Origin of the sequence: Streptomyces sp. NPDC006265 (assembly GCF_040613555.1) — a bacterium.
Classification (GTDB): Bacteria; Actinomycetota; Actinomycetes; order Streptomycetales; family Streptomycetaceae; genus Streptomyces.
The window spans coordinates 1-12,177 of sequence record NZ_JBEXSH010000180.1; the positions used below are offsets into that span (position 1 = coordinate 1).

Consider the following 12,177-nt stretch of genomic DNA (forward strand, 5'->3'; position numbering starts at 1 on the left):
GCTCACGAACTGCGGGAGGAACGCGAAGAAGAAGATCGTCAGCTTCGGGTTGAGGATGTTGATCAGCACTCCGCGCACGATTACCCGCCGCGCCGACACCTCCGGGGCCGCCTCCCGCTCCGCCACCACGAGCGCCTCCTTGTCCCGCACCGTCGCCCACGCCATGTACAGCAAGTAGGCGACCCCCGCGTACTTGAGCGCCTGGAAGGCGGTCGCGCTCGCGTGCAGCAGCGCGGCGACGCCGGTGACGGTGGCCAGCAGGTGCGGCACGGTCCCGAGCGTGCAGCCGACGGCCGCGACGACGCTCGCGCGACGCCCCCGGGAGAGCGCGGCGGCCAGGGTGTGGACGACGCCGGTGCCCGGCGTGGCGACGACGACAAGGGTGGTCAGCAGGAACGCGATGCTCATGCCCTCACCCTGACGCGCCCCTGCCGCCCGGGAACAGGACCAATCGGCCCCGGCGCTACGGGACCAATCCCCCCCACCTCAGCGACCCCAAGGGCCCCACCGTTCGACTCAGTTCACAGCCGCTCGGACAATGGAAAGTGCCGGTGAGCGGTCTCCCCGGCGGCGTCCGCCCACGGGCCGCGCGGAACTCTGCGCCGCCCGAGGGAGCGCGCCATGACGATCTCAAGTCCTTCGACACCGTCACCTCGAAGTGGAACCGCGCCTCGGACCACGCGGCGGTCTACGTCGACCCGGACCTGTGAAACGCGGCGGTGCCGGGCCCCTCCGAGGAGGAACCCGGCACCGTGGCACGGCGAACGGCGGTCAGCAGCCGATCAGACGGGACGCCAGGTAGCCCTCGATCTGGTCGAGGGAGACGCGCTCCTGCTTCATCGTGTCGCGCTCACGGACGGTGACCGCGTTGTCCTCGAGCGTGTCGAAGTCGACGGTCACGCAGAACGGCGTACCGATCTCGTCCTGGCGGCGGTAGCGGCGGCCGATGGCCCCGGCGTCGTCGAACTCGATGTTCCAGTTCTGCCGGAGCGCCTGGGCCAGGCCCTTGGCCTTCGGGGAGAGCTCCGGGTTGCGGGACAGCGGCAGCACAGCGACCTTCACCGGGGCGAGGCGGTGGTCGAGGCGCAGCACGGTGCGCTTCTCCATCTTGCCCTTGGCGTTGGGGGCCTCGTCCTCGATGTAGGCGTCCAGCAGGAACGCCAGCATCGCGCGGCCGACGCCGGCCGCGGGCTCGATGACGTACGGAGTCCAGCGCTCGCCGGCCTCCTGGTCGAAGTAGGTGAGGTCCTGGCCGGAGGCCTTGGAGTGGGCGCCGAGGTCGTAGTCGGTGCGGTTGGCCACACCCTCGAGCTCGCCCCACTCACTGCCGCCGAAGGAGAACCGGTACTCGATGTCGGCGGTGCGCTTGGAGTAGTGGGAGAGCTTCTCCTTCGGGTGCTCGTACCACCGCATGTTCTCCTCGCGCATACCGAGGCCGGTGTACCAGTTCCAGCGCTGCTCCATCCAGTACTCCTGCCACGTCTCGTCCTCGCCCGGCTTGACGAAGAACTCCATCTCCATCTGCTCGAACTCGCGGGTGCGGAAGATGAAGTTGCCGGGCGTGATCTCGTTGCGGAAGGACTTGCCCATCTGGGCGATGCCGAACGGCGGCTTGCGGCGCGAGGTGGTCTGCACCTGGGAGAAGTTGGTGAAGATGCCCTGCGCGGTCTCGGGCCGCAGGTAGGCGACGGAGCCGGAGTCCTGGGTCGGGCCGAGGTGGGTGGACAGCAGGCCCGAGAACTGCTTGGGCTCGGTGAACTGGCCCTTGTTGCCGCAGTTGGGGCAGTTGACGTCGAGGAGGCCGTTCTCCGGGGCGCGGCCCTTCTTCTCCTCGTAGGCCTCCTCCAGGTGGTCCGCGCGGAACCGCTTGTGGCAGGAGGTGCACTCGGTCAGCGGGTCCGTGAAGGTGGCGACGTGACCGGAGGCGACCCAGACCTCGGGGGCCAGGATCACGGACGAGTCGATGCCCACGACGTCCTCGCGCGACGTGACCATGTAGCGCCACCACTGGCGCTTGAGGTTCTCCTTGAGCTCGACACCCAGGGGGCCGTAGTCCCAAGCGGCGCGCTGGCCGCCGTAGATCTCACTACAGGGGAATACGAAGCCACGGCGCTTGCTCAGGCTGACGATGGTGTCGATCTTGTCGGCGGCCACGGTGCTCTCTTCATTACGACGACGAATACTGACGGTGCGGCGCGGAAGCGCCTCGATGAGGGGTGGCGGTCGGGAGACGGGCGGGCGAAGCGAGTTGCTTCCAGCGAATGCTTCAGGTTACCGGCGGGGACGGCCCCTCAATCAAATCGCTCCCCCTCGGGCGCCCTCGAGGTCCCGGTCAGGGGCGTTTGTTGACAACGGTTTCCATATTTGTTGAAAATGAGTGTCATGAACGTACGACGACGCCTCATACCCGCCGCCGCGGCCGCCTCTCTCGGCCTCGGCGCTCTGACCGCCTGCTCCAGCGACAGTGCGGCCTCGGGCAACACGGACAAGTTCGACGTCGTCGCGTCGTTCTATCCGATGGCCTTCCTCGCCGAGCAGATCGGCGGCGCCCACGCGAACGTCACGAGCCTGACGGAGCCCGGCCAGGAGCCGCACGACCTGGAGATCAGCACCAAGCAGCGCGCTCAGCTGGAGGGGGCCGACGCGGCGCTCTACCTCAAGGGCCTCCAGCCCGCCGTCGACGAGGCCGTCGGCCAGACCGGCATCAAGACCAAGATCGACGCGGCCGGCCTGACCCACCTCGAGGACCACGGCACCGGCGGCCACACCCACGAGGGCGAGGAGGACCACTCCGAGGAAGGCCACTCCGAGGAGGACGAGCACGGCCGCGACCCGCACGTCTGGCTCGACCCGGTGAAGTACGCCGAGATCGCCCAGGGCGTCGGCAAGGCCTTCGAGAAGGCCGACCCGGACCACGCGGCCGACTACAAGAAGAACACCGAAGCCCTGGTCACGAAGCTGAAGAGCCTCGACGGCGACTTCGAGAACGGCCTGAAGAACACGAAGTCCAAGGTCTTCTTCACCAACCACGCGGCCTTCGGCTATCTCGCCGAGCGCTACGGCCTCACCCAGGAGGCCATCTCCGGCGTCGACCCCGACAGCGAGCCCAGCGGCGCCCGCGTCCGGGAGCTCCAGCAGGAGGCGAAGGCCGACGGCGTCACCACCGTCTTCTACGAGACACTGGTCTCCGACAAGACCGCGAAGACCCTGGCCCGCGACGCGAACCTGAAGACGGACGTCCTCGATCCCCTGGAGGGCATCACGGACACGTCCCGCGGCGACGACTACTTCCAGGTCATGGAATCCAACCTCAAGGCCCTCCAGGCGGCCCTGGGAGCCAAGTGATCGACCCATCGGAGGACGGCATGACCGAGCCCGTCGTATCCCTGCGCGGCGTCCGCGCGGACCTCGGCTCGCGCCCCGTGCTGCGCGGCATCGACCTCACCGTGCGCAGCGGCGAGGTCGTCGCCCTGCTCGGCGCGAACGGCTCGGGCAAGTCCACGGCCGTCCGCAGCATCATCGGCCAGGTGCAGACCGGCGCCGGCGAGATCCGGCTGTTCGGCACGGACCGCGGGCGGTTCCGCGACTGGCACCGCGTGGGCTACGTCCCTCAGCGCACCACGGCCGCCGGCGGCGTGCCCGCCACGGTGACCGAGGTGGTCTCCTCCGGCCGCCTGTCCCGGGCTCGCTTCGGCGTCCTGCGCAAGGCCGACCACGCGGCCGTACGACGCGCCCTGGACCTCGTCGGCATGGCCGACCGGGCCAAGGACTCGGTCGACGCCCTCTCCGGCGGCCAGCACCAGCGCGTCCTCATCGCCCGTGCGCTCGCCTCCGAACCCGAGCTGCTGATCATGGACGAGCCGATGGCCGGTGTCGACCTGGCCAGCCAGGAGGTCCTCGCGCACACGCTGCGCGAGCAGGTCTCCCAGGGCACGACCGTGCTGCTCGTGCTGCACGAGCTGGGCCCCCTGGAGCCCCTCATCGACCGGGCGGTCGTCCTGCGCGACGGCTGTGTCGTCCACGACGGCCCGCCCCCGAAGGCCGTCGGACAGCACGCCCTGCCCGGCCACGACCACGTGCACCCGCACGCACCGGCGGGCGCCGAACCGATCCGCACGGGACTGCTGAGCTGATGGACTTCCTCGACTACGCCTTCATGCAGCGGGCCCTGCTCGCCGCCGTCCTGGTCGGCATCACGGCCCCCGCGGTGGGGATCTACCTGGTCCAGCGCCGCCAGGCCCTGATGGGCGACGGCATCGGCCACGTCGCGATGACCGGCGTCGGCCTCGGCTTCCTGCTGACCTGGTCCCCGGTGTGGATGGCGACTTTCGTCTCCGTCCTCGGCGCGGTCCTCATGGAGCTGATCCGCTGGTACGGCAAGACCCGCGGCGACATCGCCCTCGCGATGCTGTTCTACGGCGGCATGGCCGGCGGTGTGATGTTCATCAACCTCGCGCCGACGGGCTCCAACGCCAACCTGACGTCGTACCTGTTCGGCTCCCTGTCGACGGTGTCCGAGTCGGACGTCACCGCGATCTGCGTCCTGGCCGCGTTCGTCGTCCTGGTCACCATCGGCCTGCGGCGGCAGCTGTTCGCGGTCAGCCAGGACGAGGAGTTCGCCCGGGTGACGGGCCTGCCGGTACGCGTGCTGAACCTGCTGACGGCCGTCACCGCGGCCGTCACGGTGACGGTGGCGATGCGGGTGGTCGGGCTGCTGCTGGTCAGCGCGCTGATGGTGGTGCCGGTCGCGGCCGCGCAGCAGATCGGCCGCAGCTTCGCCGCCACCTTCGCGATCGCCGTGGCCATCGGCGTGAGCGTGACGATCGGCGGCACCGTCACCTCGTACTACCAGGACGTGCCGCCCGGCGCGACGATCGTGCTGCTGACCATCGGCGCGTTCATCGTGCTGACGGCGCTCGCGGCCCCGCTGGCCCGCCGCCGCGCCCGCGCGACGGCGGTCTCGGACACGACGACCGACCCCGCGGAGTGCGCGATCCCGGGCAGCCGGGCGGCGGCCGACGAAGTCGGCGTCTGACCGCCCCCACCCCGGGCTGGCACAATGGCCCGGGCAAGGCAGACGTAGGGAGGCAACGGTGACGACCGCTGGACCGTCCGTGAAGGGCCGCGCCACCAAGCAGCGGGCCGCCGTGGCGGCGGCCCTGCAGGAGGTCGACGAGTTCCGCAGCGCGCAGGAACTGCACGACATGCTCAAGCACAAGGGCGACTCGGTCGGGCTCACCACGGTCTACCGCACCCTGCAGTCGCTCGCCGACGCCGGTGAGGTCGACGTCCTGCGCACGGCCGACGGCGAGTCGGTCTACCGGCGTTGTTCCACCGACGACCATCACCACCACCTCGTGTGCCGCGGGTGCGGCAAGGCCGTCGAGGTCGAGGGCCCGGCCGTGGAGAAGTGGGCCGACTCCATCGCCGCGGAGCACGGCTATGTGAATGTGGCTCATACGGTGGAGATCTTCGGCACGTGCGCCGACTGCGCGGGGGCCTCAGGCGGTTGAGCGGTTGGGCGCCGTGGGGGTGCGTTCGGTCCTCGGGTGCGGGTGGGTTGTGGCTTGTCGCGCAGTTCCCCGCGCCCCTGAGGGGCGTTGCCGAGCGCTCGTCTCAGGCGGAGGGCACCGAGCCCCGGGGCGCGAGCCTGCGGCGGACGAGCAGGGACAGGGTGGTGGAGGCCAGGATCACGGCGCCGCCTACGCGCAGGATGAGGTCGTAGGCGTCTTCCGGGCCGGTCTCGGGGGTGAGCGAGGTGATGGCCGCCGCCCCACGGCCGCCAGGCCGATGGCGCCGAGCGTGACGAGGGCGGTGAGGACGACGCCCGAAGCCTCTCCGGCGCGGGCGGGCGGGACGACCTGCTGGGTGGCGACACTGGCGAAGGTCCAGCCCAGGCCGAGCCCGAGCGCGCACCAGGTGAACACGGGCAGGTAGAACCACCAGGACCAGGCGACGCTCAAGCCGATCATGCCGGTGCCGGCGATGGTCCCGGCCAGGGCCATGACGCTGGTGGCACGCATCCGGGCGGACAGCCAGGCGCCGATGGGCCCCGAGCAGGCCACCATCACGGCCGGGGCGAGGAAGACCGTTCCGGACAGGATCGCCGATGCGGAACTGGGCCGACCAGGCCGCGATGAAGACCCGGCCTGTTTCGTGGTCGGCCGGGGCGCCGACGGCGGTGGAGTCCACGCCCCCAGGACACCGCCGCCGCGGCCCGGCTGCCACTGAAGGAGTCTGCCGGGCCACAGCGGCGACGGCGACGGGGAGGCTGCCGGGCCTGGCGGGTTACGGCTGCTCGCCCTCCATGGCCAGCAGCTCCTCGTTCGGGATCGCCCCGCCGAAACGGCGGTCCCGCGAGGCGAACTCCAGACAGGCCCGCCACAGGTCACGCCGGTCGAAGTCCGGCCACAGCACGTCCTGGAAGACCATCTCGGCGTAGGCGCTCTGCCAGATCAGGTAGTTGGAGGTGCGCTGCTCGCCGCTGGGCCGCAGGAACAGGTCCACGTCCGGCATGTCCGGGTAGTACATGTACTTGGCGAAGGTCTTCTCGCTGACCTTGGAGGGGTCGAGCTTCCCGCTCTTCACGTCCTCCGCCATGGCCTTGGCCGCGTCGGCGATCTCGGCCCGGCCCCCGTAGTTCATGCAGAAGTACAGGGTCAGCCGGTCGTTGTCCTTGGTCTGCTCCTGGGCGATCTGGAGCTCCTTGGCGACCGAGCGCCACAGCTTGGGCATGCGGCCCACCCAGCGCACCCGGATGCCCAGCTCGTCGAGCTGGTCGCGGGTCTTGCGGATGAAGTCCCGGTTGAAGTTCATCAGGAAGCGCACCTCGTCCGGCGACCGCTTCCAGTTCTCGGTGGAGAAGGCGTACAGGGAGATGGCGCCCACGCCCATCTCGACGGCCCCCTGGAGCACGTCCAGCACGCGCTCGGCACCGACCTTGTGGCCTTCGGTGCGCGGCAGCCCCCGGTCCTTGGCCCAGCGGCCGTTGCCGTCCATGACGATCGCCACATGCTGCGGTACGAACTCCCCGGGGATCTTCGGGGGCCGCGCGCCGGACGGGTGCGGCTCCGGCGTCCTGTACTCCCGGCGCTGGCGCCCCAGGATCCCGCGTACGGCCATGTGTGTCTCGTCTCCTCGTGCTCGCTTGTTTCCGTGCTGCTCTGTTCCGCGCCGGTCCGTTCCGTGCCGCTCGGCCGCCGCGCTACTTCTCGACGTAGCGCAGGGAGCGCAGCCCGCGCTCCATGTGCCAGTGCAGATACGCGGACACCAGCCCGCTGCCCTCCCGGACGTAGCGCGCCTCGCACGCGTCCGCGGTCTCCCAGTCTCCCGTAAGCAGGGCGCCGAGGAGTTCCAGGGCCTGGGGCGAGGGTACGACGCTGCCGGGCACGCGGCAGTCCACGCAGACGGATCCGCCCGACGCGACCGAGAAGAACCGGTTGGGCCCGGGCATCCCGCACTTCGCGCAGTCGGTGAAACTCGGGGCGTACCCGTTGACGGCGAGGGAGCGGAGCAGGAACGCGTCGAGCACGAGGTGCGGTGCGTGCTCGCCCCGGGCGAGGGTCCGCAGCCCGCCGACCAGCAGCAGGTACTGCTGCACGGCCGGCTCCCCCTCATGGTCGGTGAAGCGCTCGGCGGTCTCCAGCATGACGGTGCCGGCCGTGTACCGGGCGTAATCGGTGACGATCCCGCCGCCGTACGGCGCGATGGTCTCGCTCTGGGTGCACAGCGGCAGCCCCCGCCCGATCAGCTCGCTCCCCTTGGCGAAGAACTGCACGTCGACATGTGAGAACGGCTCGAGACGCGCACCGAACTTCGACTTCGTCCGGCGCACACCCCGGGCCACCGCGCGCACCCGTCCGTGACCGCGCGTGAGCAGCGTGATGATCCGGTCCGCCTCACCCAGCTTCTGGGTGCGCAGCACGATGCCGTCGTCGCGGAACAGACTCATGGAGCCATTCTGGCAGGGTCGTCACGTCAAGGGACCTCACCCCTGCTGCGGGCGTTGGCGTACGCGGTGGCCGCGCGCAGCCGCTCGGCCGGGGTGGCGTGCCGGACGGCCCCGGGGTCGGCGTCCCACTCCCGGCCGCCCCCGTACGGCCGCAGCTGCACGTAGGGCCCCTCGTGCCCCATGACGATGCCGATGCGTCCGCTGCGGGTGTCCACGACATACGCGCCGACGGGAGGCTTCATCGCCGCACCGCCGCGAGCCGCCGGGCGCCCGCCGGGGAACGCCGGGCCGATTCGACGAGCGGGCAGGGCGCTTCCCGCACAAGGCTCACCGGCTCAAGCCCCCATGAGAGCAGGATAATTCCGGCATTGGCGAGTTCTGCCCGCAATTCTTTCACCGCGTCCTCCGCTTCTTCGGCGCAGAGCGCCGAGTGTCGTGCCTCCACCGTGCTCCCCTTCCTTCCAGGGTTTCACTCTTTGCATCTGCATGATGACGCTCCGCGACTGCACTTCGGAGAGAGCTGTGCCCTACAACTGCGCTGCGACACAAAGGGGTTCGGCACGGGACGTCGCAAACCGGGGGGTTCTCGATCGGTTGGGCAGGCAGCCGATCGACGAAAAGCGGCACGCAGCGGGGTGTTAGGGGAGACCGCGGACGAGAGGACGCCACGAGCCGTTGAAACAATCCGGCCGTGGGAACGTCAGAGGGTCACCTGGAACCGGAATGGGACATCCGCCCCGCGCGGCCGGCGGATGTCGAGGCGATAGCGGAACTTCGGGCCGTGGTGATGCGCCCGGACCTGGAGCGGCTGGGCCGTTACGACGAACACCGGGTCAGGCAGCGCCTGCGGGACGGCTTCTCCCCGCAGCACACGTCGATCATCGTGTCGGCCGGCACCTTCGCGGGCAGTATCGCCCTGCGCCCGGCCGAGGACTGCCTCCGGCTGGAGCACTTCTACCTCACCCCGGCGCTCCAGGGCCAGGGCTTGGGGTCGGCGGTCCTCCGGACCCTGCTGGCCAGGACGGACACCTGCGGCGACCTCGTCCGGTTGAACGTCCTCCGGGGCAGCCCGGCCGCCCGGCTTTACGAGCGCCACGGTTTCACGGTGCAGACGCAGGACGCGATCGACGTCTTCATGCTGCGGCGCCCGAAGGGGAACCCAGCCGATGAGGGGACCTCGTAGACCTCGAAGACGCGGCCCCCGACTGGAGCGTTGGGGCCGGCCGAACCCACAGGTCCGCCCATCGCCCCCGGCCGGAACCGCCCCCACACGTCCCACTGCGCCCAAGAGCTCCAGGTCCGCCACGACAGCCCTTCATCCAGCGGCCAGGGGCAGCCGCCTCCCACAGGTCCACGAAACGGCTGATTGTTGCCCGGCGTTGAAAATGCCGACGAGGGCGGCGTTCACGATGCCGACGAACTCTGACGGCGAAGCCCCGCCGGTTGGTGTTCCGGCGGGGCCGTCGTCGGTGAGGTGTCGTTTTCTTCGGCAAGGTGCCGGTGGATCAGCCTCAGCAGTCAAACACCGACCAGCAGATGTCGTTGCGCAATCGCTGGTCGTCAAGTACGAGCTCGCGAATCGCCTCCGGGAGCTGGTCGCGCTGCCACTGGCACTCGAGTCGCCCCGCGGCCTCACTCTCGTCTTTTGGTGCGGCAGCGCGTGCGGCCTTGATCGCATAGGCGGCCGCACCGAGTTCGTGCGCGGCGACGTGGGCGACGACTGCGGCCTGGCCGGCGGCGTAGGCGGCATGCCGTGCTGCGCCACGCAGGTCTCGGGCCGCGCCCATTGCATGGCCGCCTGCCGCGCGGGCCTGCATCATCTTGACCTCGCCACGCACCCAGGCGCGGGCATGCTCGATCGCCTGGCGTGGCCGTGGGTCCTCGGGCTGAGCCGACTCGAAGAGGTCAAGGACGTGCTCCGCGCAGGCTGCCGCCCAAAGGGCGAGGAGATGGTGATCCGAATCGGTGAGGGTCCCACCGCGGCGGATCGTCACGAAGCGAGGGTCTCTGACCTTCGGGAGGATCATGGTTGGCCTTCCTTCCTGCTGACATCCGCCCCACATCGGAGCATGCGCACCCGCGACCGTGCGCACCCGGAGCGAAGCCTGCAAACCCGGTGGTCGGTCCGCAAGTCCGGCTACCGATTCCCGGCCGGACGAGAGGAGTTCTCAGTCGCCGACCACCTCGCTCACGGACGCGCGGGCGGCGGCCTCGTCGACGAGGTTCTTGCCGGTGGCGAACGCGGCGACGAGGGCCTGCAGGGAGAGGTTGTTGACCGCCCGCCGGTAGCCGCGCGAGGTCGTGTGGATCAGCGTGAGTGCGTCCTCGGTGAACAGCTGGTCCGGACGCCCGGCGATCTTCAGGTGGTGGGCGACGTAGCTGGTGGTCTCGGTGGAGGTCATGCCCGGCATCGTGTAGCGCAGGGCGGTGCGCTGTTCCAGGGCTGCGAGGACGGCGAGTTTCATGGTGCGTCTGAGGGTGGGCTGGCCGACCAGCAGGCAGGACAGCGGGGAGTCCTGGTCCATGCCCTGGTTGGTGAGCATGCGGATGGATTCCAGCTGTTCGTAGGACATCAGGTGGGCCTCGTCGACGACGAGGACGGGGGTGCGTCCGCGTTCCTCGCGTTCGGCCAGGAGGACCTTGCCGGTCTGGACGGTCAGACGGGAGCCCAGGTGGGAGGGGGTCTGGCCGAAGGTGTTCACGATCACTTCGTGGATGCCGCGGACCCCGATCATCGGGTTGGGGATGTAGACGACGCTGTATTTCGACGGGTCGAGGGCGTCCAGGCAGGTGCGGACGGAGACGGTCTTGCCGGCGCCGACCTCGCCGGTGACCACGCCGATGGAGCGTTCGGCGATGCACCAGGAGATGCGGGCGACGGCCTGGTTGATCGACGATCACGGCCATCTCGGCGACAGCAACCGTCCCCGGCTGGTGGCCGCGGCCAGCTGCCACGGCGACACCTCACCGATGTCCGGCCAGCGCGAGGCCGCGGCCCTCCAGGCCCCGACCACCGCGGACACCGCGTCGGCGAAGACGCTCACCGACACGGCGGGCGGGATCGGATCGGGCCCGGTGTCGACCAGCAGCACGGTGAAGTACACGCGAACGTGCTCAGCCCGTTGTCCGAACCGCCGCAGCCAGCCCCGCACCGTGTCCACCGGCCGGCCCAGAGCCGCGGCGATCGTCCTCGCACCGGCCCCGGCCGCCTTCGCCACCAGCGCGGACCCGATCACGTCCGCCAAGTCCACCCGCCTGACCAGCACGAACACCGGGAGAAGCACATGCGAACCCCCACAACCCGCACAGCGGGCCCGCCGCGGACGCACCCTCACCACACCCTTCGCGTCCCGCAGCACGCGATGCCTCGCCCAGCCCCACGGCGCGAGCACACCCCCGCAATCCGGACACTCGACTTCGCCCGCTCTCAGCCGGGCCTCGACCCTGACCGCGTCCGCCTCTACCGTGAGCACCGGCGCCTCCGTGCGCTTCACGGCCCTCCCGGACTCGGCCAAGAGATCTTCGGGAGGGCCTTCGCATGCCCTCCCCATCGGCAAGGTGTCGCCGCCTACGAACACCACAGTCGCGCAGACATGCGTCCGAATCCATCGGCACACAGCATGCCCTCAACCCACCGCCCACATAGGCATCTTGAGTGTCGTTGAACAGCTGATCCGCTCCTGGACATGCCCAGGCCTCGCGTTCAGCGTGGTCCTGACCGGCGCGCCCCGCAGATCCGGCTCGGTCTCATAGCTCAGCACCCCGTCGAAGACGACGAAGTCCGGCAGCGCGCTCACCCAGGCAGTCGGCCCCAGCGCCGTCAACGGCGATGCGCACGTCGATCCCGAGTGCCCTGTGACCGTCACACAGCCGTTTGAGGCCCTCGGTGACCTCGCTCTCCTCGTCCACGACGAAGAGCCGCCGTATCTCCACCCCGCGCCCACACGCCGCTGCCACTGCCGCTGCCGCTGCCGCTGCCGCTGCCGCTGCCGCTGCGCCAGGAGATACCGCTCCCCCGGCTCGCTGCTCCAGAAGTCCCGGTCGAACGCCTCTCAGTGGCGCGCTGAAGCTGCGCGAGGCCCTGGGATCGCGAGCGGTGATGGTCATGAACGACGCCACCGGCCACGGCGCCTACCTGGACAACGGCACCGCGTGCGGCGACACCCTCGTCTCCCGCTTCTTGGCCACCGGGGAACGGCCCCGCAAGGACACCTACTGCCGCTGAC

Annotated in this window: 17 protein-coding genes and 1 pseudogene; 8 read left to right on the top strand and 10 right to left on the bottom strand. The window is 70.1% G+C overall.

Annotated features, from left to right (window positions below; genetic code table 11):
* Positions 1 to 408, bottom strand: a 408-nt coding sequence (locus ABZ281_RS17055) for a LysE family translocator (RefSeq protein ID WP_356656252.1), incomplete at its 3' end; no start/stop codon positions are given.
* Between the two features lie 143 nt (positions 409 to 551).
* Between ABZ281_RS17055 and ABZ281_RS17060 the strand changes: the two genes are divergently transcribed.
* Positions 552 to 710, top strand: coding sequence for a hypothetical protein (locus ABZ281_RS17060; protein ID WP_356656254.1), 159 nt, complete (start codon positions 552 to 554; stop codon positions 708 to 710).
* Positions 711 to 771: 61 nt separating this feature from the next.
* On the opposite strand, the gene ABZ281_RS17065 is transcribed toward ABZ281_RS17060, so the two are convergent.
* Positions 772 to 2,154 carry a glycine--tRNA ligase gene (locus ABZ281_RS17065; RefSeq protein ID WP_356656256.1) on the bottom strand — a complete coding sequence of 461 codons (1,383 nt, stop codon included), beginning with the start codon at positions 2,152 to 2,154 and terminating at the stop codon, positions 772 to 774.
* Between the two features lie 228 nt (positions 2,155 to 2,382).
* Between ABZ281_RS17065 and ABZ281_RS17070 the strand changes: the two genes are divergently transcribed.
* The 4 genes from ABZ281_RS17070 to ABZ281_RS17085 are packed head-to-tail and all read left to right on the top strand — an operon-like array spanning position 2,383 to position 5,513.
* Complete coding sequence (locus ABZ281_RS17070; RefSeq protein ID WP_356656258.1) at positions 2,383 to 3,345, top strand: zinc ABC transporter substrate-binding protein; 963 nt, start codon at positions 2,383 to 2,385, stop codon at positions 3,343 to 3,345.
* Between the two features lie 20 nt (positions 3,346 to 3,365).
* Positions 3,366 to 4,133 carry a metal ABC transporter ATP-binding protein gene (locus tag ABZ281_RS17075; RefSeq protein ID WP_356656260.1) on the top strand — a complete coding sequence of 256 codons (768 nt, stop codon included), beginning with the start codon at positions 3,366 to 3,368 and terminating at the stop codon, positions 4,131 to 4,133.
* On the top strand, positions 4,133 to 5,035 hold the full coding sequence (locus ABZ281_RS17080) for a metal ABC transporter permease (protein ID WP_356656262.1): 903 nt from the start codon (positions 4,133 to 4,135) through the stop codon (positions 5,033 to 5,035). The genes ABZ281_RS17075 and ABZ281_RS17080 overlap by 1 nt, the downstream gene beginning before the upstream one ends.
* Before the next feature lie 58 nt (positions 5,036 to 5,093).
* Complete coding sequence (locus tag ABZ281_RS17085; protein WP_356656264.1) at positions 5,094 to 5,513, top strand: transcriptional repressor; 420 nt, start codon at positions 5,094 to 5,096, stop codon at positions 5,511 to 5,513.
* Between the two features lie 189 nt (positions 5,514 to 5,702).
* Here ABZ281_RS17085 and ABZ281_RS17090 read toward each other — a convergent pair whose 3' ends face one another.
* Positions 5,703 to 6,005, bottom strand: a complete 303-nt coding sequence (locus tag ABZ281_RS17090) for a hypothetical protein (protein ID WP_356656266.1) — start codon at positions 6,003 to 6,005, stop codon at positions 5,703 to 5,705.
* On the opposite strand from ABZ281_RS17090, the gene ABZ281_RS17095 reads away from it, so the two are divergent.
* The gene (locus ABZ281_RS17095; RefSeq protein WP_356656268.1) at positions 6,004 to 6,231 is read left to right on the top strand and encodes a hypothetical protein; all 228 of its coding nucleotides are present in this window, start codon (positions 6,004 to 6,006) and stop codon (positions 6,229 to 6,231) included. The two genes, ABZ281_RS17090 and ABZ281_RS17095, sit on opposite strands and share 2 nt — an antisense overlap.
* A gap of 57 nt (positions 6,232 to 6,288) precedes the next feature.
* Here ABZ281_RS17095 and ABZ281_RS17100 read toward each other — a convergent pair whose 3' ends face one another.
* The 4 genes from ABZ281_RS17100 to ABZ281_RS17115 all read right to left on the bottom strand — a co-directional run bounded on the left by ABZ281_RS17100 (position 6,289) and on the right by ABZ281_RS17115 (position 8,396).
* Positions 6,289 to 7,122: an isoprenyl transferase gene (locus ABZ281_RS17100; protein ID WP_356656270.1), complete on the bottom strand. Its 834-nt coding sequence runs from the start codon at positions 7,120 to 7,122 to the stop codon at positions 6,289 to 6,291.
* Positions 7,123 to 7,204: 82 nt separating this feature from the next.
* Complete coding sequence (gene recO, locus ABZ281_RS17105; protein ID WP_030836523.1) at positions 7,205 to 7,951, bottom strand: DNA repair protein RecO; 747 nt, start codon at positions 7,949 to 7,951, stop codon at positions 7,205 to 7,207.
* Positions 7,952 to 7,977: 26 nt separating this feature from the next.
* Positions 7,978 to 8,193: a hypothetical protein gene (locus ABZ281_RS17110; RefSeq protein ID WP_030836519.1), complete on the bottom strand. Its 216-nt coding sequence runs from the start codon at positions 8,191 to 8,193 to the stop codon at positions 7,978 to 7,980.
* Entirely contained in the window at positions 8,190 to 8,396 is a 207-nt protein-coding gene (locus ABZ281_RS17115; protein WP_356656272.1) for a hypothetical protein, read from the bottom strand. The genes ABZ281_RS17110 and ABZ281_RS17115 overlap by 4 nt, the downstream gene beginning before the upstream one ends.
* A 285-nt stretch (positions 8,397 to 8,681) precedes the next feature.
* On the opposite strand from ABZ281_RS17115, the gene ABZ281_RS17120 reads away from it, so the two are divergent.
* Complete coding sequence (locus tag ABZ281_RS17120) at positions 8,682 to 9,134, top strand: GNAT family N-acetyltransferase (protein ID WP_356656280.1); 453 nt, start codon at positions 8,682 to 8,684, stop codon at positions 9,132 to 9,134.
* A gap of 328 nt (positions 9,135 to 9,462) precedes the next feature.
* Here ABZ281_RS17120 and ABZ281_RS17125 read toward each other — a convergent pair whose 3' ends face one another.
* The 3 genes from ABZ281_RS17125 to ABZ281_RS17135 all read right to left on the bottom strand — a co-directional run bounded on the left by ABZ281_RS17125 (position 9,463) and on the right by ABZ281_RS17135 (position 11,223).
* Positions 9,463 to 9,978, bottom strand: a complete 516-nt coding sequence (locus ABZ281_RS17125) for a putative immunity protein (RefSeq protein ID WP_356656274.1) — start codon at positions 9,976 to 9,978, stop codon at positions 9,463 to 9,465.
* A gap of 141 nt (positions 9,979 to 10,119) precedes the next feature.
* The gene (locus ABZ281_RS17130) at positions 10,120 to 10,788 is read right to left on the bottom strand and encodes an AAA family ATPase (RefSeq protein ID WP_356656276.1); all 669 of its coding nucleotides are present in this window, start codon (positions 10,786 to 10,788) and stop codon (positions 10,120 to 10,122) included.
* 60 nt (positions 10,789 to 10,848) lie between these two features.
* Positions 10,849 to 11,223: a hypothetical protein gene (locus tag ABZ281_RS17135; protein WP_356656278.1), complete on the bottom strand. Its 375-nt coding sequence runs from the start codon at positions 11,221 to 11,223 to the stop codon at positions 10,849 to 10,851.
* A 773-nt stretch (positions 11,224 to 11,996) separates the two neighbouring features.
* Between ABZ281_RS17135 and ABZ281_RS17140 the strand changes: the two are divergent.
* Positions 11,997 to 12,176, top strand: a pseudogene (locus ABZ281_RS17140) (alpha/beta hydrolase); the annotation flags it as partial.
* Between the last annotated feature and the right edge of the window lies 1 nt (position 12,177).